The organism is Schlesneria paludicola DSM 18645 (genome assembly GCF_000255655.1).
GTDB classification, from domain to species: Bacteria; Planctomycetota; Planctomycetia; order Planctomycetales; family Planctomycetaceae; genus Schlesneria; species Schlesneria paludicola.
Genome location: NZ_JH636435.1, coordinates 1,229,036 through 1,249,429, shown reverse-complemented (window position 1 = coordinate 1,249,429; position 20,394 = coordinate 1,229,036). Strand labels below are relative to the sequence as shown.

At 54.6% G+C, this 20,394-nt stretch carries 13 protein-coding genes; 2 read left to right on the top strand and 11 right to left on the bottom strand.

Annotation, left to right across the window (positions count from 1 at the left end; all coding sequences use genetic code 11):
* Positions 1–17 precede the first annotated feature (17 nt).
* From tssF to OSO_RS0122605, 11 genes are all read right to left on the bottom strand, one after another.
* A complete protein-coding gene (tssF, locus tag OSO_RS0122665; protein WP_010585390.1) occupies positions 18–1,850 on the bottom strand; it encodes a type VI secretion system baseplate subunit TssF in 1,833 nt (610 codons plus the stop codon).
* 58 nt (positions 1,851–1,908) lie between these two features.
* Positions 1,909–2,430 (bottom strand): type VI secretion system baseplate subunit TssE, encoded by a 522-nt coding sequence (tssE, locus tag OSO_RS0122660; protein ID WP_010585389.1) that lies wholly within the window; start codon positions 2,428–2,430, stop codon positions 1,909–1,911.
* Between the two features lie 206 nt (positions 2,431–2,636).
* The gene (locus OSO_RS0122655) at positions 2,637–3,668 is read right to left on the bottom strand and encodes a hypothetical protein (RefSeq protein WP_010585388.1); all 1,032 of its coding nucleotides are present in this window, start codon (positions 3,666–3,668) and stop codon (positions 2,637–2,639) included.
* Positions 3,669–4,006: 338 nt separating this feature from the next.
* On the bottom strand, positions 4,007–4,792 hold the full coding sequence (locus OSO_RS0122645; RefSeq protein ID WP_157605396.1) for a type VI secretion system accessory protein TagJ: 786 nt from the start codon (positions 4,790–4,792) through the stop codon (positions 4,007–4,009).
* A gap of 447 nt (positions 4,793–5,239) precedes the next feature.
* On the bottom strand, positions 5,240–5,722 hold the full coding sequence (locus tag OSO_RS0122635) for an Hcp family type VI secretion system effector (RefSeq protein WP_010585384.1): 483 nt from the start codon (positions 5,720–5,722) through the stop codon (positions 5,240–5,242).
* A gap of 278 nt (positions 5,723–6,000) precedes the next feature.
* Positions 6,001–7,491 (bottom strand): type VI secretion system contractile sheath large subunit, encoded by a 1,491-nt coding sequence (gene tssC, locus OSO_RS0122630; RefSeq protein ID WP_010585383.1) that lies wholly within the window; start codon positions 7,489–7,491, stop codon positions 6,001–6,003.
* A gap of 165 nt (positions 7,492–7,656) precedes the next feature.
* Positions 7,657–8,196, bottom strand: coding sequence for a type VI secretion system contractile sheath small subunit (tssB, locus tag OSO_RS0122625; RefSeq protein WP_157605667.1), 540 nt, complete (start codon positions 8,194–8,196; stop codon positions 7,657–7,659).
* A 296-nt stretch (positions 8,197–8,492) separates the two neighbouring features.
* Positions 8,493–9,602: a type VI secretion system protein TssA gene (gene tssA, locus OSO_RS0122620; RefSeq protein WP_010585381.1), complete on the bottom strand. Its 1,110-nt coding sequence runs from the start codon at positions 9,600–9,602 to the stop codon at positions 8,493–8,495.
* A gap of 170 nt (positions 9,603–9,772) precedes the next feature.
* Entirely contained in the window at positions 9,773–10,486 is a 714-nt protein-coding gene (locus OSO_RS48435) for a sigma-70 family RNA polymerase sigma factor (protein WP_010585380.1), read from the bottom strand.
* Positions 10,486–10,869, bottom strand: a complete 384-nt coding sequence (locus OSO_RS0122610) for a hypothetical protein (protein ID WP_157605395.1) — start codon at positions 10,867–10,869, stop codon at positions 10,486–10,488. Before OSO_RS0122610 ends, OSO_RS48435 begins: the two co-directional genes overlap by 1 nt.
* 110 nt (positions 10,870–10,979) lie before the next feature.
* Positions 10,980–16,343, bottom strand: a complete 5,364-nt coding sequence (locus OSO_RS0122605; protein WP_010585378.1) for a WD40 repeat domain-containing protein — start codon at positions 16,341–16,343, stop codon at positions 10,980–10,982.
* 671 nt (positions 16,344–17,014) lie between these two features.
* Between OSO_RS0122605 and OSO_RS0122595 the strand changes: the two genes are divergently transcribed.
* Together OSO_RS0122595 and OSO_RS0122590 are read left to right on the top strand one after the other, a co-directional pair.
* A complete protein-coding gene (locus OSO_RS0122595) occupies positions 17,015–18,553 on the top strand; it encodes a hypothetical protein (RefSeq protein ID WP_010585376.1) in 1,539 nt (512 codons plus the stop codon).
* 251 nt (positions 18,554–18,804) lie between these two features.
* Positions 18,805–20,340: a hypothetical protein gene (locus OSO_RS0122590; protein ID WP_010585375.1), complete on the top strand. Its 1,536-nt coding sequence runs from the start codon at positions 18,805–18,807 to the stop codon at positions 20,338–20,340.
* The last annotated feature ends 54 nt before the right edge of the window (positions 20,341–20,394 follow it).

Sequence of the window (20,394 nt, the reverse complement as noted above, 5' to 3'; positions counted from 1 at the left end):
ATCGATTGTGACTCGCGTCACAGAATCGTCTGATCTCCGACGCGGTACGGCCAGATTTTGAATGGCTCGGGCGCATTCTTCATACGCGTCGACAGACGCGTAAACGAATTGATCGAGGCATACAGTCCGACGAATTTATCGAGCACACTGGCCATGAGAAACGCACCGACGCCGGGATATTTTTCCGGATCAAATGTCATGTCAAGTTCAATTCCGCGGCAAAACCCGACGGCACCACCGCCAGCAATTCTCGCGGTCTTACGTCGGCTTGAGATGCTCGAGATGCCTGCAATCTGCTGCGACGTGGCGCGCGTATTGTTGTAATCATAAAGCTTCAGCAGTTCGCGCAAGGCATCGGCGCCGGACTCGCCGTCGGAAATGGAAAAATGATTGAGAGACAGATGTGAAATCAATCTCCAACGGAGTTCTCCATCAGGAATTCGGCATGGCAATGTCGGGGGGACGATTGGATCAATTCGCTTGATTGGTGCCTGGCCTTCCAGTTGAAATCCCCAGCTTTCCCCTCCCGATGTGCGAAGCTCGCCCGGAAGGTCTCGGTTGCTGCATGTAAGGGCGATACTCAAGACTTCGGCGGCAGGCCGGGATGGATTGAATCCCAGATCGACCAGCGACAGCCACATCTCGGTTCCGCGGTCATTCTTGACGGTCGACGGAGTTCGTTTCGAATGCCAGTATGTGGGGTTCAGGTCCGTCGTCCGACCGTGTCGACACGCAAAGAACGGCTGGTATTCGGTGGTGGCGCTGTTGTCGACATTCGTGCTGGTGACAGAATCGATCGAGTAGACCTCGAACGCACGCCGATGCCGGACGTCGGGGATCACGTGATATTCGGTTTGTGTTTGCGTCAGGCGGATCGGATCTGCATGGTGGCTAAACAGATTCACGATCGGCGAGCATCCCAGGCGAAGGATGTTTGGGTCAACTCGCGATTCGAGCGTGCGATCTGCTTTATTGAGCAACAGGCAAATATCGATCTTTTGTCCCGTGGCGTTCGCGACGACCGGGTGCAGGTCGGTCAGGTCGGCGAACAGGAATTTCTGAGGAAACGCAAAGTACTCGGTCAGCAACCGATAGCCGATAAACGATCGTGGATCATACGGAAGCAGCCCCTCGTCCAGCCCAAAACCGACTTCACGTATCGAATCGGCAGGAAGCATGCGGCCCGCACCGCTTCCATCTCGTAAGAAGACGCCTTCGCAGTGATTGAAGATCAGTTCATACAACTGATGAGTGGTTCGTTCATCACCATTCAAGCAGACCCGTAACTGGTCAAGGCTCAGTGATTTCCAAGGAGTGTTCCCTTCGATTCGCAGTTCCAATCGCAGCATCGCTTCGACATGGGCAAATCCCGCGGGCAAGCGGATGCCCGATCCGAAGGGCGCAGTCAAGTACGTTGTCGTGAGTTCGAGGGGCCAAAGTGTCACCGGATAGGTCGTGCGGAAACGACACGGGATCCCCTGCACATCTCGGGAGATCAAACGGCTCTGGCGTGGAATCGTGAAGCCGTCAGTCAGCTTGCCTTGGCTGGGATCGAGCAGAAATTGCGCAATCGAGAGCGACGGAATCGGATTCAAATAGTGGGGATAGAGCAGGCCGAGCAGCGAATCGGTCAGTTCCGGGAATTCGTCTTCCATCTTTAGCCGCACACGAGCGGTCAGGAAAGCGAATGATTCGATCAGCCGTTCGACGTGCGGATCGGCAGATTCTCGTGCCTCATTGCCAAGATCCAGCCGGTCTGCAATTTTCGGGCGATCACGAGAAAACTCGGCCGCCATTCGTCGGATATAATAAAGCTCGTGTTCGTAGAACTCTTCCAGTCGATCACGCATGGTCTAATTGTTCCGGCGAATTCGATTGATCATCGGCACGATCCGGCCGTTGGAAGGCTCAACTTGGACGAACCTCGCAGGTTCCCGACGACGCCTCGACAGTAGTATCGAACGTGACATGCTCGAGAATTGGATCGACCGAGAGCATGGCATGGATTGTCAAATGCATGTTCCGGTCGTATTCAAACTCAGGTTTTCGTACTTCGACTCGGACGTTCCTCAGTCGCGGTTCAAAGTCACGGATGGCACGTTCCACGGTCAAACGGACTCGCTCGTTATACTCCATTCCGCCGCCGATCACCCCCGTGAAATCCGGCAAGCCATAGGACAGGCTGGAAACCGACAATTCGCACGGCTGGTTCAAAAGGTCGTAACGACCGTGACGGGTGTTGAGCAAGAATTCCAGATCACGACGGACATGCTCTCGCAGTTCTTCCAATCGATAACTGCCGCGCCAAAGTGGATCGCTCGTCCGTTCCGGATCTTCATCGATCAGGCGATCGAGAAGTGACGGAAGCAACGGCTGCTGGGGATTGACGGGCGGCATTTCACGAATCACTTTCCGGAAAACGGACTTCATCCTGACAATATCAGGACATCCGGGACGGGGAAAGCGGAAACCCCCTTGGCGGCCAATTCAAGTCCGAGTCACAGGCACCTTGGCATTCACGATGTCAGGGTGTCCTATGAACCGGGCGCAGCCTGTCTTCGTTATTTCAACAGGCCGCCAAATCTCTACATTGCGGCCGCTTCTGATGGGGATTTGGCCCTTCGCAGGGAGCTCAATCAGTTCGAGAGTTCTCGAAATGTCGCATTGTGGCCGTCAACGGTTGCCTGTGCACCGTGAATATCATTGACCGAAGTGAATCCAAATCGAGCCACCTGTCCCGATTTGGGCCAGAAGACGAACACTCCTAAACCACGGGAAAACCAGTAGCCGTTGTCGTCGGGGCGCGAGCCAAAGGCCAAGTGTGGAAGTGCGGCCCGGGATCGAACGACGATTCCGTTTGAGCGAAATTCGTAGGTTTCTGTTGTTCCGCTGACCGTGACTTCCATGCGAATCGGCTTTGGCAGAGTCGGGTGGGGCTCGTCTGAAAAATGAACGAGCGTGAATCGCCAATCGGGTTCGTCTGTGATGTTCCACGAATCGTTCTGAAAGAACTCGCGAAAACGCGCGACGGTGTGACACGTCATCCGATGCACTTTATGCTTGGCGTCGAAACCCATATACAAGGCGCTGTGTGAGTAGCCTCGTTTGTGGGTCTTGGGATCTTCGTGAACGTACGCGATCAGATCGCCATTCTTCATGATACCCGTCGACATAATTCGTTGGCCTTGCGCCAGTTTGACCTCCAGTCCCAATGTGCGCGTATCGGGCCGTTTTCGGATCTCATGCACGAGTTCCCCAACGCCCGGCTGATTGATTTTGACGCCCCCGGCGGTCAGGCAACGTGAGACGTAATGGGCGCAGTCGACCAAACCATCGTGCTCGCCCGGCATTCGATAGAACGGAACAATATCGAATTTACCCTGAAGTTCAGAAGGCTTTGCTGGGGCGATAATTTCTTCGCCAAGCGGATTGCTGCGAATGAAGCAACCGCGTTCTTTGCCGTCAACGAGCCGATTCTGATTGTCGATATCAGGAATGATGACGGCTTTCCAACCGCTGCCTGGAAGTTTGCCCTGGGCCTTCAGCCGATTTCGCTCGGTTTCGACATTCACCTGCCCTTTGATGTATGAGAGCAAAATGTGGTCGTCACACGGCGTGAACCAATGTTCTTCGGCATACTTCACGACGGCCGCTCGGTTCAGGGGCATTGGTGATGCTTTCTGGAAAGGACTCATACAGGTTGCGAGCGCGAACCCTGTACTTTGAGGTGGTCGGCCGTGTCATTCGCCTTCGATCGAAGGTCGCGCCGACGTCAACGTATCCTGATCGCGCACTCTTATCGCGATTCGTTCGTCATTCAGATCACGATGAGAAATCGTGGCGGTGGCTCGTGAAATGCGTGTGAAACGCATGGTCCAATTGTGCTGGCATCCGCGGTTGCCCGTGTGTCCCGGTGTCCCGTTCGGCTGCAAAACGTCTTGCGATACGCGCGCAGTTCCTGTGCGCGTCATCAACGAAGTTCAGTCGTCGCCAACGACAATAAAGGCTAGCTAAACGTGACATCTTTCAGGTCGAGCGGAGTCGGATCTGCCTCGCCCGCGACGAACTGTTTGCGTCCCGTGCCGCGGAACACACCTGTTCCGCCATCGTGAAACTCGGTGCCATGTCCCAATTGCAGATTCGCATTGGATTCACGGAAGCTATCGACATAGAGCACGGGTGTGAATCCGCGCTGCGTGACGCCGTTCTTCAACACGATCTGACACGGCGCGGAATAAAGATCCTGAGGGCGAATTGGATTGGGAACGACCACTTGTAGATGTGCTATTTGATCAAATGGAACCCAGAAGTAATCCCGTCCCTGAGTGAACTCGAAAACCGATCGCGTGATGTCATCGGCATCGGCAAAATCGTCAAACGCGACGTTGTTCAGTTCGCCCGGTAGTTCCAGGCGCTCCTCTTCGGCGGCATCGAGCAGCGATTTCGCATCGGTCATTTGATTCGCACGCATGCGGTCGAGGGCCTGGAGATATTTTTCAATGCGCGCTGGTGGATCGACGAGAAACCGAGGTCGAAGTCCTTCGGACATGACGTGGCGGCGAGAGGTTTCCGCGGCCAGCACATTGACATAGGCCGGCGCTTCGGAGAGGGCCACCTGATTTCCAATGACATCGAGCTGCTTGCGAGCCCGTTCAAGGTCGCCGCCAAAGCATAACAGTGAAAATAGCAATGTCCGCCGTGACAAGTCGCCGGGTTGATCTTTCACTTCCTCAACCGCGGCTGAGATTGCTTCTCCGAGCCGTCCAGCCTGAAACAATTCGGCAGCATTCAAGATTGCCTCGCTTTCGCTGATTAGTTGAGTCATCGCGATCAAGGTGTGGCGACAGTTCGCCGCCTGCTGAAGTCAGGAGGGGAAGGCACCTTGGTCTTCACGATGTCATCGCGTTGATTTGAATCTGAGCGGAGTTCGTCCCCGTGATTTCAACACGTCGATCAATGGATTGGCATTCAACCGTTGCGATGCGGATTGAATTCGGGATTGCTGACACGAACGTATCGCACATCTTTATCGTGTCCAGATTCTTCGAGGGTCGACGATTCGGCATTCGAAGGGCATGGGCAGGATTCAAGCTTGTCCTGATCGCGCGGCATGAGCTGAGCCGCTGATTGTGATGGAGATTTTCGGGATCATCCCGCCAATGAATCTCCGGCGGTGAGACCAAAACTCCTCTCAAGCCCAGTCCAGAACATGAGAGGAGGATTTGGATTGTTAACAACATCAGTCCGAGGCACCTGTCACGATGTTCCAGTTGACTGGAACTTCGCCGCCCTTGGTTCCGTCGTCTTTCTGGCCGGTGTAGGTTACGGTCACTTTTCGGAAGGACAGAGAAACGCTTTCCATTCCGTGCTGATCGCCACCGCAGGAAGGGTTCCAGCTGGTGACGAACACCCCTTCCATTTCCATCTTGTAGTATTCAAGTGGTTCACCACCGGTGGACAGGCGAAGGACGAGGGTGGCCTTTTCGAAGTGAGTTCCGTTCATGGTCTTCAAGAAGAACTCGGGGCTGGCGTTGTCGATTCGTTTGACGATCGACAGATCGTGGGTATCACCCTTTGCCGTACCCGCACCGCCACCGAAGTGGACCGACGAGGCATTTGCGGCACCCCACGAGATGCTCAGAACGTCGATCCAGCCTTCTTTGCCCTTGATCTTCGATTCGCCCGTAATTCCTTCGACTTCCAGCAGGATATCAGCGGCCATGATTCGTCACTCCTCATTGATTGGAACGTGTTTGTTACTGCGTTGGTCGACAGTTAACTGTCGCACCTGCCACAACAATTCTCTGATTACCTGGATGAATGTTTCCTGGATTCCGTCTTCTTTTTTGAAGACATGCCAGGAAAGTTGAAAACCAGCGAGATCTTCGCAGCAAATCGTTCAGGCGACTCTCCAATGAAACCATTGGAGAGTCGCCTGAAATGGGAAACTAACCTGTTATTACTGTGGACTTTGTGCCGGTTCCGCCTTCGAAATGCTGATTATTTGTTGCGAGATTCCGGTAGCTTTGCGACAAGCGACAGTCCGACACTGAGTTCTTCCATCTGGAAATGTGGACGAAGGAAGGCGACGGCTTCGTAGCATCCTGGACGGGCGGGGTCTTCCCGAACGTCGATACGGGCTTCGCGCAGTGGTTTCTTGGCCTTATCCGAGGGGCCGGCAATTTCCGGCTTGGCCAGGGTGTAGTTGTTGATCCAGTTGTTCAGCCAGACTTCGCAGTCTTTTCGTTCCATGAACGAGCCGATTTTGTCACGGGCGATCGCCTTGAGATAGTGGGCAAACCGAGAAACACATAGCAGGTACTGCAGTGCCGTCGACAATCTCGCGTTCGCATTGGCTTCGGGCGTATTGTATTTCTTCGCTTTTTGACACGACTGCGCACCGAAAAAGGCGGCGTAGTCCGTGTTCTTGCAATGCAGCAAAGGAATGAATCCCAGGTCGCTTAATTCCTTCTCGCGCCGGTCGCCGATGGCCACTTCGACGGGGCATTTCATGGCCACGTCACCGTCGTCGGTTTCGAACGTGTGCACCGGCAGCCCTTGAACCAATCCGCCGCCTTCGACCCCGCGGATTGTTGCGAGCCAGCCGTACTTCGAGAATGATTCCGTCAGGCGAGTGCCCAACGCGTAGGCGGCGTTGCCCCACAGATACTTCTTGTGATCGCGACCGTCGACATCTTCCTCGAAGTCAAACGCGTCCACGGGCACGGTTTCCTTGCCGTAGGGAAGGCGCATCAAGGTATGAGGCATGGTCAGGCCGACATAGCGCGAATCATCGGATTCACGGAACGACTTCCATTTTGCGTACTGCACGCTGTCGAAAATCTTCGCCAGGTCGCGTGGCTTACCGATATCAGTAAAGGTTTCCAAGCCGAACATCTGCGGCGATGCTGCTGACAGAAACGGTGCATGGGCCGCGGCGGCAACTTCCGCGATGCGCTCCAGCAGTGACGTATCCTGGGGATGACGCCCGAATTCATAGTCGCCAATCAGGCAACCGAATGGATGTCCGCCGAAGACGTCGTACTCTTCACCGTAGACTTTCTTGAACAACGCGCTCATGTCAAATTCGGCGGCCTGTTCAAGATCTTTCAGCAGATCTTTCTTCGAGACGTTCAGAACCTTGATCTTCAGGTCCGTACTGGTTTCGGTTTGCATGACCAGGTAATGCAGACCGCGCCAACTGCCTTCGAGCTTCTGAAAATCTTCGTGATGCATCACTTGATTCAGTTGATCGGAGATCTTTTTGTCGATTACTGCCATCCAGGCGTTGATCGATCGTTGTGCGTCTTTGCCGACGACCATTCCTGGCTGCAACTGTGTCTGAACGAATTTCTCGATCAGCGACACCGCCTGACTTTTTTCATCAGCGTCTGCAGGGCGAATCCCGACATTCAAGATCTGGTCGAGGACGCTTGCCGATTCCGTGGTCTGAGCGGCGGGCGAGGACGCGGCTTGTTGTTCATTCGACATGAAAAGTACCCCTTCTTGGATTTGACTCCGAGGACGAATCGGTCTGTGTTCGATGTTTGAGATCTGGATTGTTTGTGTCCGCAATGGCATCCGTACGATCTGAGCGCCGATAGACGTGACAGATGGGGCGACGGTTTCGATGGTCAAATCAGACCTGAAAAGTCATTACGCCTGCGGAGGTTCGGTCGGGCCCGTCCCGAGTTCCTTTGCGAGCGAATCGCGCAGTTCGCTGTTCTCGAGCACTTGCTTCAACAAGTCGTCGAGCTTGTCGTTTCCTTCGAGCCGTGAAGAGAGATTCTTCAATGCTTCGCGTTGTTCGAGCAGCGCACGCAGCGCCGGAATCTGCTTCGCCACGTTCTCTGGAGTGAAGTCCTCCATCTTGTTGAACTTCAGCTCGACGTTCAGTTGCTGATCTGCTTTGCCTGTCAACGTATCGTTGACCGAATACGCCAGACGCGGCGCCATGTCCTTTGACGCCATGACTCCGTCAAAGCTATCGCGATCGATATTAATGAACTTTCGATCTTTGAGTGGAACGGCTTTTTTATTTGGATCGGGCTTACCCGAAAAGTCACCCAAAACTCCCATGACGAAGGGAAGTTCTTTCATTTCCATCGCATTACCGACGTAAACTTCGTAACGAATTTGCACGCGCGGCGGACGAACTCGGTCAAGCTTCTTTTGCAAACTCTCTTTAGCCACGATGACCACTCCTCAATAGATTCCGTGAAAACGATCCCCAGACAATTTCCACCGATGGTTCGGACCGGCGCGATCCGGAACAGGACAGGCAACATGTCAATTCGATTCGGTGGAATGTGAATGACAAGTGAGCAAACGCTTGATAAAGGCATTCGGCAGAATTCGAACGTACGAGTCGCTCGATCAGCGATCAGTGCTTCCTAGTGAACTTGATTGTGGCGTGCCACTATAGCGTGATTATTAACCCGTTGGCTACGGCCGAAGACTTCGGCCGAGAGACATGGATTGATCCGTGTCTCTTATTTGGTCGGCCCCGAAACGATGCCCAGCGTCTCGGAGATCTGTTTGACCAACTTATCGTCTTTGACTAGTTCTCCTAGAACTTCTTCAAACGGCATTCCCGCCCAACGGATCGCACGGCGTACCAGGTAAGCGACGGGACTGTGGGGTTCGGTCTTGCTGAAGAAATCCGCTGCTTCTTCCAGGCGAGACATGGCGTCGGCTCGGGAGCTGATGCGACCACGATTGACTTCTGGATGACCAGTTGGGGCTGCCACAATTTCTTCCTCCACAGAGGTTTCCGTGGAACTGACGGCCGAAGTATCGGCTGGCAATCCACCGCGGCGTTTGAGCACATCGATGACGAACCCACGGATTTCTCCGATCGAATCTCGCACTTTCCCCCAACTGGGTGAAAGATCGGCGCCGAGTTTGCCATCAAGTATAGGTGACAGCGTGTCGATTTCTGCGAGGCACGCATCAATGTCGTTCAGTAACGTCTGGTAGAACGTGAGCGGGGCAGTTTCGACGGCCGCATCGAATGTCTGCCGGTTCTTTTCGGCGTCGGCAACACGGCGCTTGTAGACATCGTCTTTCTCGCCCGAGGCTTGCGGCGGAGCGCGTCGCTGATGCCACAGATTCCAGTTAATCAACGGTTCGTCGGAGCGCGGCGACGCTGATGTCAGCGAAATCTCACGCAGGAGTGCAGGAAGTTTTGCCCCACCATCGGTTTGAGTCAGCCAAAGCAGCGGCGCGGCCCGATTGGCGAAGTCCTCCTCATCCGGCTGGGGATAGAGTCCATCCCAGAACTTATCGACGAATCCGCGAATCAATCGTAGGCCATCGCGCAGCCCTGCAAAGCTTGATGTTCGTAGCAGTGCCTCGGTCAACCAACCTGCGATGAGCAAATCTTTGGTTCGTTTTGCGAGGAGCTGCGTCGAAAGAGCAATCAACCCGCCCCAGTCAGGTTCCTTGTCGCCGCTCGGGTCCAGGGGATCCTTTCGCGACTTCCTCATCTGTTTGAGTTCGTCAAACTGGGGATCCCACTGTAAGCTTTCCCCACAAGGACTTTCAGGCGAAATCGGCGAGAGCAGCAGCTCAAAGTCCAGAAGGGGCTTAGAAGTCGACATAATGCTCCCACTCGTGATCGTTCGACACCACGTTGAAATGACAGTGAAAACGGCGACTTTGCTAAAAACGGACAGGTCCGTGAAGCATAGCGATCCGCTGTCCGAAAATTCAACGCATGAGTAAGTTGAAATCGTTTGGCGTGCTTGGTTTGCGTATTTCTTGTTGGTGTTTACGGATCGTCGTCATCGTCGTTTGGCGTGTCGCCAAAATTCGCTTGTTTCATGTGACGCGCCATTTGTTCCAAGGCCCGCGCATGCATTCGGCTCGCCCAGCTCTTACTGATCTTTAGCTGATCGGCCGCTTCCTGAAGTGTCCGATCTTCATAGTAAACGGCACGGACGAGTGCGGCTGCGTCGGCGGGAAGACGTCCGATGGCATCGGCCAACTGAAGATGAGTTTCACGTTGGACCATTCCCGCCCAGGGCGCTTTTGCAGATTTATCGACGACATCTGCGGTCCGTCCCTCACCATCCGCAGCGGCCAAATAGGAAATTGCCAAGGCACCCGCGGTTCGAGTGAACCACGATGCTTCCTGCGCGATCGATTCACTTGGTGGTGTCGTGCCGGAATTGGTTTGAATCACCGAATCGGCCGTTTGTTCAAATTTGAACTCGGCATCGCGCGATGAACGACACCAGTTCAGTTTATTAACCCCGTCAAAGATCGCTCCGCGAATCCGATAGTAGGCGTATGTCGAAAACTTCGTTCCCTGGGCGGGGTCAAAGTCACGCGCAGCCTGCATCAATCCGACCTGGCCATAGCCAATCAGATCGTCGAGTTCGACCCATGATGGCGTACGAGATCGAATCTGTTGCGCGAGAAAACGCACCAGTCCCTGACATTCTTCGACCAGCCGATCTTTGGAGACGGAACTGTCTGACATTATTCCACCACGGAAAGACGCGCCCAAAGCGAGCGAAGCCGTTCTTGCGATTCTGGGTTTTCGTATAACGTGCGCGCGACCCGTTCCGCAACTGCCGCGAATTGTTCTGCGGATTGCCCGCTGTTTTTGAGCTGACTTGAAAGCGTCGCCCGAACCAGTTCGATCACCACGGGATCAAACTGGAATTCCGCACCTCGAAGGCGACGTGCCACTTTGAGCAGCACTTTCCATTCGGCAATCGAGACTCCCTGCTCCGAAGCGTCGAGCGCGGCAGTCTGCTGCAATACCGCCTCAAAAACGCGTCGTGGAGTCGAGTCCCCAGGTCGGACGTTTGGTGGCTGATTGCCCTCGTTTTCAGCCGACGGATTCGGTTGAGGTACCATATCACTGTTCCGGAAATTGTTGCGTGATCTTGCTGGAAGTGTTCCATGTCTCAAGGCAAGAACTCGGCAGTACAAACGTTCGATGAAGTCTTTGGACCGCTGATCAGCGGTCATTCCAACGCACCCGCTCCAAACGGGGCGTCTTGCAAGACCTGAAGTCGATCTACGGATTCAAGCTGTTCGCGGAAGATCTTTTTCGCGCGTTGATATTGTTCGTCGATGCTTGCCGACAGTTGACTGACTTTTCGAACTTGTGGCAGCGTCTGTTCAAGTGCTGTGCTGAGCTTCGTCTGATCGGGCTGCTTCCCTTGCCCTTTCCAGTTTCGAACGAGGATCCCCAAATTGGGCGCCTTCGGCCAGATATCACTTTCACTCAAATTGTTCGTATTTTGCGTTAGATCCATGAAGACGATGTGAGCACCGTACGAGTTCGTCAGATTGGACTCCAGGATTCGTCCAGTCATCGCGCGATCGGAGGGCAACTGCGTCTCAGATGTGATGAACGAGAAGTCATCCGATGAGACTTCAATTTTTCCTTCAAAGTAGACCATCACGATCGCCTGCGAACCACCTTTCGAGGCATTTTTCGCGAAGTTGCCGTTCATCGTTCGAACGAGTTTCAACATTCGGTGCTGTGCCGTCGAAGGGTTGACATTCGTTGCATCGAACACGTGAATCTGCGAAAACGCATCGGATTCCCAGATTTCCTGAGTGCCGTCGACTTTGGTCTTCGGTGTGGCCTTCAAGAACCGCTGAGCCCCCTGTCTCGATCCCTCTTGATCACCTGTTCCCAACAGGACCAGATAAAGTTCCTGACGACGCTCGGGCTTCTCACAATCAATTGTCAGGGTATTGGTGCAGCCAATCTCCGAGGCGACATGGCCTTCTTCCCCATAGACCTGGACTTTGATCGAATTCGTCAGCATGCTGAGCGTCAAATCGGTTCCAAACTTTCCGATCGTGGGGTTCTCGCGATCCACGACAACGTCAACCGTCGGCAATTTGAAGCTATTGACCCAGATTCGGGCCTTCAGTGGCTGATTCGGATCGAGTCGCTCCTTCGATTTGATTCGCCCCAATAGGTTGACCCTTGACTTCGAAGCACGTTTGGCGAAGTGACCGGTTCCATTATTTCCGATTTGCGGACGCTGATCGTCAACACTGATGATCTCGACAGTGGCCGCCGGTGCGACGTAGGACACTCGCAGAATTTGTTTGGCGCTGAATCCTCCGCTGTTGAAAGCGATCAACTCAATGTCGTTGACCCCTTCCCATAGATCCAGAGGGATGGTCGCGTTTGATCCATCGACCGGAACTGCGTCCGAGGAGATGGTCGTTTCCGTCCCGCGATTCTTGAGTTGAATGGTTGTCGGAACCGTTGAGGTGACCTGGTACTGAATCTCGAATCGCTTGGAACTGACGATCGACGCGGCTTCAGTTGAGACTGGCCCGACGATCTTGAGGATCGGTGGCTTTGCCGATTGCTTTTCGATCGTCACCTTGTGAATACCCGGCTCGATGACTGTACCCTCATCGTTCGTTGCCATGATTTTCAGCGAATGCACGCCTTCCGCGAGGCCGATTTGTTCGGCGCGCAGAACATACTCGTCTTTCGAGTCTGCGACGGGGGCAAAAGCCGCGGGAACTTCGTCTCGATCATCGACGACAATCCGTGTGTTGCGAAGCGGAATGGCAGAACGGATCCGACAAGAGAGGTCTAGCGGCATCTCGACCAGCTTGTCTGCGGCGACGATTTCGACAATCTCAGGGGGGCGGCGGAATTCGAGGTCGACATTTTGCTGGTGCGGCTGCCGCGTCCATTCGTTGTCGACGCGCAGTGAAATCACGTTCTTCCCACCGGCAAGCGGCAGCTTGGCTTTGAGAAGATGTTGTCCCGCTTGTGTGCAATCGATTTGAATCATCTCATTGGCAACTGGGACATCATTCACGCGAAGCGTGACACGATAGGGCTGGTCGAGCGGTGCCTCTAACTTCGCGGAAATCGTTGCGACTTGTTCATGGAATCCTTGGACATAGACGCGTGGTCTCGCGTCCGCCGAAGGGGGAAGTTCGCGAATGACGGCGACTGTTGGTGTCAGTGCTGCAATGCGTGGTGCCGGTGGCTCGTAGACCAGAGTCAACCGTTTTTCGTCTTGCTCAGCCGCGATTGCCGACTGAATGACGACCGCCTGTCGCCCAGGCTGCAAAGTGATCGTCTCGTCAAATTTGAAATCTCGTCCTGAACCGGCCGTAAACCCAGTCAGGTCGCGTTTCGTTTCACCGACGACCAGCGTCGCGCGTCCAATAAGGGCCTGTCCAATAATCTGACCGCGAATTCGAACGCGTGGCAGTTGGCTTTGATAAATATCGTGCTCGGCCGTCAGCGCTTTGGGCTCACCGTTTTCCGACAGTACCGTGACCTCATCAATGGCAATGCGTGGAGCCATCGGGGGTGTTGCGCGTCTTACAAAGGTCGGAACGCGCGCCGTTTCCGCGGCGACCACATCTTCTGGGGCAGTGGCATTCCAAGTGACGAGTTCCAATCGATTTTCGCCAGGGTCAACTTCGATCTTTTTCTCGATGACCAAAGGTTCGTTTGTTTCCCAGTTCTGGACGATTTCCGGTTCGGCTTCGCCGGGCCTCTGAAGCAACAATTGGACCCGGACGGGCTCTGTGGAAGGAATCACCTTTGCTTTTACCATCACCTCGGCAGGCTCGAATTCACGTCGCCATTTGGGATTGGGCTCCCACTCAATCTTGGGAGGTGCAGGATGGAAATGGGCTCTCTCGACGGCGGTCACTTCTTTGTTCGAAGTCTTCAATCGGACCGTCAGGCGGTGCAAGCCTCGTTGCCAGTGAACGTGAGACAGGTCGGCCGACCACTCCGATGCCCCCTCAACTCGGGTCAGCGAAATTGAGTCTGCGTCGTCCAGAATGACCGTCAGGCTTTGGATCAGGCGATCGGCCACCCCCGATACGTCGGCAATCACGCGCATATCGCTTGCTTCGATCTGTGCCACGTCGTCGTAGTCCGTGCTGAGCGGAGTGCCGTCGTTCCGCCGCAGCCAGATCGAGACTTTGGGATCTTCCTGGATGACAGGTGCCGGCGGCAGCTTTTGGTGTTCGAAAAGTGTTTTCAACAGGTCGCGTCGGTAGAACGCATCACGGTACTCGCCGATCGCGGCGAACTTTGCGGGATGCAAAGGTTCACCCGTGTTGAAGTGCCAACCCAGCCAATGATCGACGCGGTCACCTCGCGTGTCGAAATTTCCAAGCGGACTCCAGCCGATCCATTCCCAGTCTTGATTCTTTTCGCCGGGAACAACAAAGAGTGTGAAGAGCGGTTTTGATTCGTCGATCGCCTGCCCCACGCTTACGGCGATCGGGTGCATGGCATCCTTACGGCGAACGGTGAATTCAACCGTATCACCCGGGCGTCGCTCGAGCACGTACTTGTAGAAGTCTTTGGCGGTTTCGATCTCGGCGACTTCGCCGTTGTTGGTCGCCGAAACCAGTTCGTCACCACGTTGCAGGGCCGAACCGAGAGGGGCATTTGTCACAAACAACTTGCGGTCGATTTTGTGAACCGTCACACCGGGCAACCGGCCATGCTTGCCCAGATTTCGTTCCGCAAGATCGGTCGTGGTCCAGACGCAGACCGTTCGATCGCTTCCGACCGTGACGAGCATGCGGCCATCTTCCGAGAAGGACAGCGAGCGAATGCGTTCGGTGTGGCCGACACACCACCTCAAAGTTTCACCTGTTTCCCCATTGAACAATTGCAGCAGCGGCTGCCCGCGCACATGTGAGGCGACCGCCACGAGCGGGATCGGGCAATGCGGTGTGGGCGGACAAAATGCATATCCTGTCGCGGTATGATTATCGATTAAATCGAGCTCAATCGGCGGCAGGTCTGCACGCTTGATCGAGAGTTTTCCGGGCACGGTGGCGTCGGCCGTCCAGCCCGGCATTGTTGTAATTGCAGGAAGCCACATTTCGGTGGAGGGTTCGATCCGACGCTGATTGATGTCGAAGACGAGTGCATCTTTGGGAAAATGCCCCGCTTGATCACGGCGGACTGTGGTCAGGCCGAGTCCCCAGGCATCGCCCGAGCGGACAAACATGGCTTCTTGAAAGGCGAGGCCGACGCTCCCCAGCGTCTGTTGCGGCACGTTTCGACCGCGAAGTAGATCTTCGACCTGATAGAGTTCAATTTCGTTTCGCTGATTCCCCGAGACCGCGAGTCGTTTTCCATCGGCCGAAGCGGCAATCGCCGGTTGGCGGACTTCACCGCGCCAGGGCAGTTCGACCTCTTTAACCAATTCGATTGGTGATTTGGCCGACGTGATGAGTAGTCGATACTCGCCTCCACCGTTCTCAAGGTAACGAGTGACGACAAAGGCGACCCTCGTCGGCTGCCCGTTCGTTCCAGGAATTAACGTGGCTGCACTTGGTAGATTTTGATTCTTGCCATTGACCGAATCGACCCGTGCCGACTCAAATTGTTGACGTGTAATGGATGCCAAGCGGCCGGTTTCGCTGCGTGGCATGGTCCAAACACCCATCTCGGCGTGCGCACCCGTCAATAGCTTGTCGAATGCGTTTGTGACAGGGACCACCGTCAGAATGTTCGGATTGGATCTTGCGCTGGCGACTTGTCCTGTTTCGACATCCCAGACGCGAAATTGATCGTCGCCCCAGGCGAGTGCCACTCGAGCTTGATTCAGATTTTTTCCGCTACTCCAAGCTGTCAGACCAGGGCGAAATCCTTTCAAACTCGGCAATGGTCCCCAGGTTTTCCCATCCAATGCGGGCACCGCACCCAGGCTGGCGACCTCGTTTCCGGTTGAAATGTCCCAGCACCGCACACGGCATTGCGTTTCGCCCGAGCCTTCGGCATGTTCTTCCGCGACCGAGATCAGTTGTGGTGCGTCAAAGGGACTGTTCTGTACGAAGGTCAATGCTTGAACCGGTCCACGATGGCCCCTCAACAGTCTTGTCTCACGCGTTTTCGTGTTGAACACATAGATCATGCCATTGTCGAGTTGCGAGATTTGGCTGATGTTACTGGCGGGCAAGACCCATCCGTATGTCCGTTCGCCGGGAACTTCCCTCGGTTGCCCCTGTCCAGCGGCAGCGAGCCAAACACCATTGGTCGAGAGTGCCAATCCGTTCAATTCACCGAAAGGGCCGGCACCGGTGGGAACTCGAAGGGTCGCTCCCGAACTGTAGGCATAGTGATCTTTTTGCAGGTTCCAGACCTGAACGGCCTTATCCCAGCCGGTGGCGTACAAATGCTGACCATCGGGGCTAAACGCCAGACCACTGACATAACTTCGTGGTCCATTTGTCTCGAGGCGAAGAACGGGCGAAGTGTCTCCTGGAGGAAGGACGGAATCCTGAGCCGGGGCGCAATTTCCGAGGTACGTCCACAGATGGAGGGCGATTAGTAAACTGAATAATACTCGTGACATGCGTTCGCTCCTTTCTGTGTGGTATTGGCCAGTATGCGGTCAGTTTGATGTTTGTCAACAAGAGGGAATGCTTTCGACGATCGACGGTACTCCGTGATCTCATCTCTGTTTTCTGGTGGTCGAGTAAAAAGTTGCTAGCAAACCTCACGGTTTTCCCAGATCACGCGAACTTGTGATCGGCTTTGAATTGAATACGGTCGCAATCCGCCTGGAGGTGACCCAATTTCGAACGCGAATCGCGTTCGTGATTAAGGCGGGATGTCTTTCGTGTGCGTGCGGGGTTGTTGTCCTGAAAAGGTACTGAACGCCGCATGTTTTTGCAGGTGGCCGATGTCATTCCATTGCGGTTTTGGTTCGCAGGGCGGGCCGTCAGTTTCTCTGACGTTTCAGGGGTATTCCGGCAGCCTTCGCCGAAACCATTGCACGAAAAGCCGCAGCAGATCGCGTCCGTACCACGATCGTTAAATTGGACCGATAAAAACGTGTTTGCGACCCGCTTAATCAAAACGATTTACGCAGTTGGAGTAATCACTACGTCGCGCCGGGTCGAACACGGAGAAATGCGGGTGAGTCAAGATGGTGCGACGGAGAATTAAAATCCGTTCGAGAGTGCTCAAAACTACCGAAATTGAAAATGCGATCTTTTCCAAAGGCACCCGTAGGATGCAATCATGGTCTTCGAGAACTTCCGGCGCCGCCGGTTTCTGCAGATTTCTGCAACGACGCTGAATGCCCTCGTGATTGTTGGTGGTGCAGTCCACGCTGGGGCGCCCATTCCACCAGCACCGGCGTTCACTAGTCCGGATATTAAACCCACCTTCGCCGACTGGTTGACGGCCCGGCCCATCGCACTAGCGAAAAAGATCCGGCTCACCGACCCACTGCTGAAGCCACCGTTCGCGGCGGCTCCACCCGACTCGCTCAAGGGCATGGCTGCCGGAATCCGCGCGGTGCAATTGGACGTTCCCAATCGTGTGAAAGCGGTTCAGTACCTGGGCACATTGGATTGCGTAACGTATCCTCAAGCTCAGGATATGTTGATCGCAACAATGCTCGAAGATCCCTCAGAGATTGTTCGCTACGAAGCCGTGATGGCGTTACGCAACATGCTGACGCGTGGCTGTTGCAATATGAACACGGTCTGTGAGTGCGAAACGTGCGCGAATCGCAAGCAGATTGTTCGCGAGACCGAACGTCATGCCAAGAAAGGCGAACGCCTGCTGATCAAGGAAGCGAAGGGGCCCGCCAAGAAGGAAGCGAAGAAAGCCTATCGTGATCGCGAATCAGAAGAGCAGCGATATGACTGCTGCCGTGGATGCTCCAACGAGAAGGTCATGAAAGCCCTGGCAAAAGTCGCGTCAGAAAAGGACGACGAATGCTGCTGGGTGGAACCATCGGAACGAGTGCGCGACGCCGCGAGAGACGCGATGTGCCTCTTCAAAAACTACTCCGACGGTTACATGCTTCCTGAAGGTGCTCTGGAACCAATTCCCTCGACTGATGAATCAGGGATGGATGGCGAAGTCGAGCCTTCGAATGAAGGCGAAGTGGCACCGGAAAAGAAGCAGGATGACGTTGAAGCGAAGCCTGACGCATCCGCGTCAACGTCTGCGCCAAGGCCGAAGTCAAGAGCGAAACAAGTGGCTCCGAATTCGGCTGCGTTGAAAACCGTTGCCGCACCGGTCGTGCCGCAATCCGTTCCCGCCAAGGCGAGACCCACGACCGTCCAGAATGTTCCAGTTCAGCCTCAATCTGTGCTCGCACAGTCCGTTGCGGTTCCCGTCGCGGCCGTGCAGGCCGAACCCGAATTTCCCGAATTGAATGAACACGTTTCGCCGATCGCCGAGTATCCAGTCGTCCCGGGCCTGAAAGGGCGCTGCATCGTTGGCTTGAAGATGCGACAAGTTCTACCCGTTGATCCACGCTTTTCGTCCGTCTACGAAGAGCGAACCTACTACTTCTCGAGTGCAGAGGCGAAGGCCGCGTTTGATCAGGCACCCAGACAGTTCGCGCTAGCCTACGGCGGCCTCGACCCTGTCAGCTGGCTGTCAAACCACAAGATGGTGGATGGCGAGGTGCTTCGAGAATTCGAAGGTCAATTCTTCCTCTTCGAGAACAAAGACAACTGGGAAACTTTCAAGGGTAATCCCGCTCGATATGTCTTGCGAAGCAGCGAGCCGAAGTTGAATACCGTCGCCGGAACTCGATAGTCGCTCCAGGTAATACATGGATGGAATGCGAACGCAGTCCACAATCACTGCGTCGATGAATGGATGATGATCGTCGAACGTTTCAAGGAAGAGCGTTCGAAGTGATGGGCCCCTTAAGAGTTTCGTCTGTACGCGGATCTCTTTTGGTTGAATTTCTGCTGGACCATTTTGGGCATGGTCGTTGGGGCTGCTCTCAAATTTATTCACCGACATTTGCGTGATTTGCGTTCGCAATGGAAGGAACGATATCGATGAAGGCATTTCGAGTAACTGGTTTTTCCAAAGTTTTACCCTTGGCGATTGTCGCCGGGATGATTGGTGATTATTCCAGTGCAATAGCGGGATCGAAGTTGCGTTCGACAACGCTTCGTACGTCTGGCGCAACAGTGCGTGTGGAATCGCAGGAAGACATTCGGAGTGACGTCAAACAAGTTGCCATGGCGACATCGGCGGCAAATGATGACGACGTCTTCGATCGCCAACTGTCACCTGCGTCAGCACAAATCGCGACACAGTGTGCGCCGAGTGCACCGAACTGCACAAATCTCTTGAACCCGAATTCCGGCATCGTAGACCCAAATTCAGGGAATATGGGACCAGCCACGGATCTGTCGCCTGTCAGCCCGCAAGCGATTCCGGCGGCACCGCAAACTCTGTCCGATCCCAATTCCGTCTTCTCACCACAACAGCAATCTCAGCTGCCCCCGCCTGTGACCCCGCTCGCTGCTGGTCAGGGAGCGTCTACGGCGATGAGCTACGTGCCTGCATTCATGGGTGACTACTTTGGTGGTCTGCCAACGATGATGACGGCAAATGGCAGTTCATTGGGCTTCCTGAATGCTGCCGGATCTGCCGTGGTCACGAATGGCAACTCGGCTGGCATTATGAAACTTGCAGAAAACACCAGCCCTTTGCCACGCGACCGCGTGTTCCTCAGCTATAACTACTTCTCCAACGTTCAGTTGGTTCCGGGCGGAATGGCCGTCAATCGGATCACGCCTGGTATCGAAAAGACGTTCTTCAACGGGAATGCTTCGGTTGAAGTGCGCGTCCCCATGGCTGTGTCATTGAATTCGACGACGACGCTCGATGGATCAGGAATGCCATCGTACGACACCAATCAATACGAACTCGGCAACCTGACGACATTCTTCAAAGCGCTGTTGTACAAAGACGAGCAATTCGCGTTGTCGACGGGCGTCGGTTTCTCGGCGCCAACCGCGAACGACGGTCGGATCGCAGATAGTCAGGGAAACACGCTGGGATTGATTCGCAATCAAGCCTGGCATGTGTTGCCATTCGCTGGTGCAGTCTATACCCCGAACGATCGTTGGTATGCACAATCCTTGCTCCAATTGGATATCGCCGCCAACGGCAATTCCGTTGCGACGTCGAATGGCGGTACCCTTGAAAAGAACGGGTCTCTCAACGATCCAACGTACATTTTTGGAAGTGTTGGGACGGGTTACTGGATCTATACCGCGCCTGATCCAACAGCTCGTTTGTCTCGAGTCTCATTCATTTCGGAACTGCATTTTAATTCGACACTTCAGCACACCGACGTCGTCTATGGTGCCGAAGTGAATACTGGCACTTATCAGAGCCAAATTCAGAACTTCAGCGGCGTCATCGGATCGAACATCATGTTTGATCAGAATAAGTCACTCCTTCTTGGATACGTCGTGCCGATCGGTGGAGGCACCGATCAAGCGTTCTCAGGTGAATTCCGAGTACTCTTCAACTGGTACTTCGGTGGAGTCAACCGAGCCAGTCGGGTCCAGTTCTGATCGATCTGTCGATTCAGTGACGACGAATGTTAATGCCATGATGCCGTTCCGGAT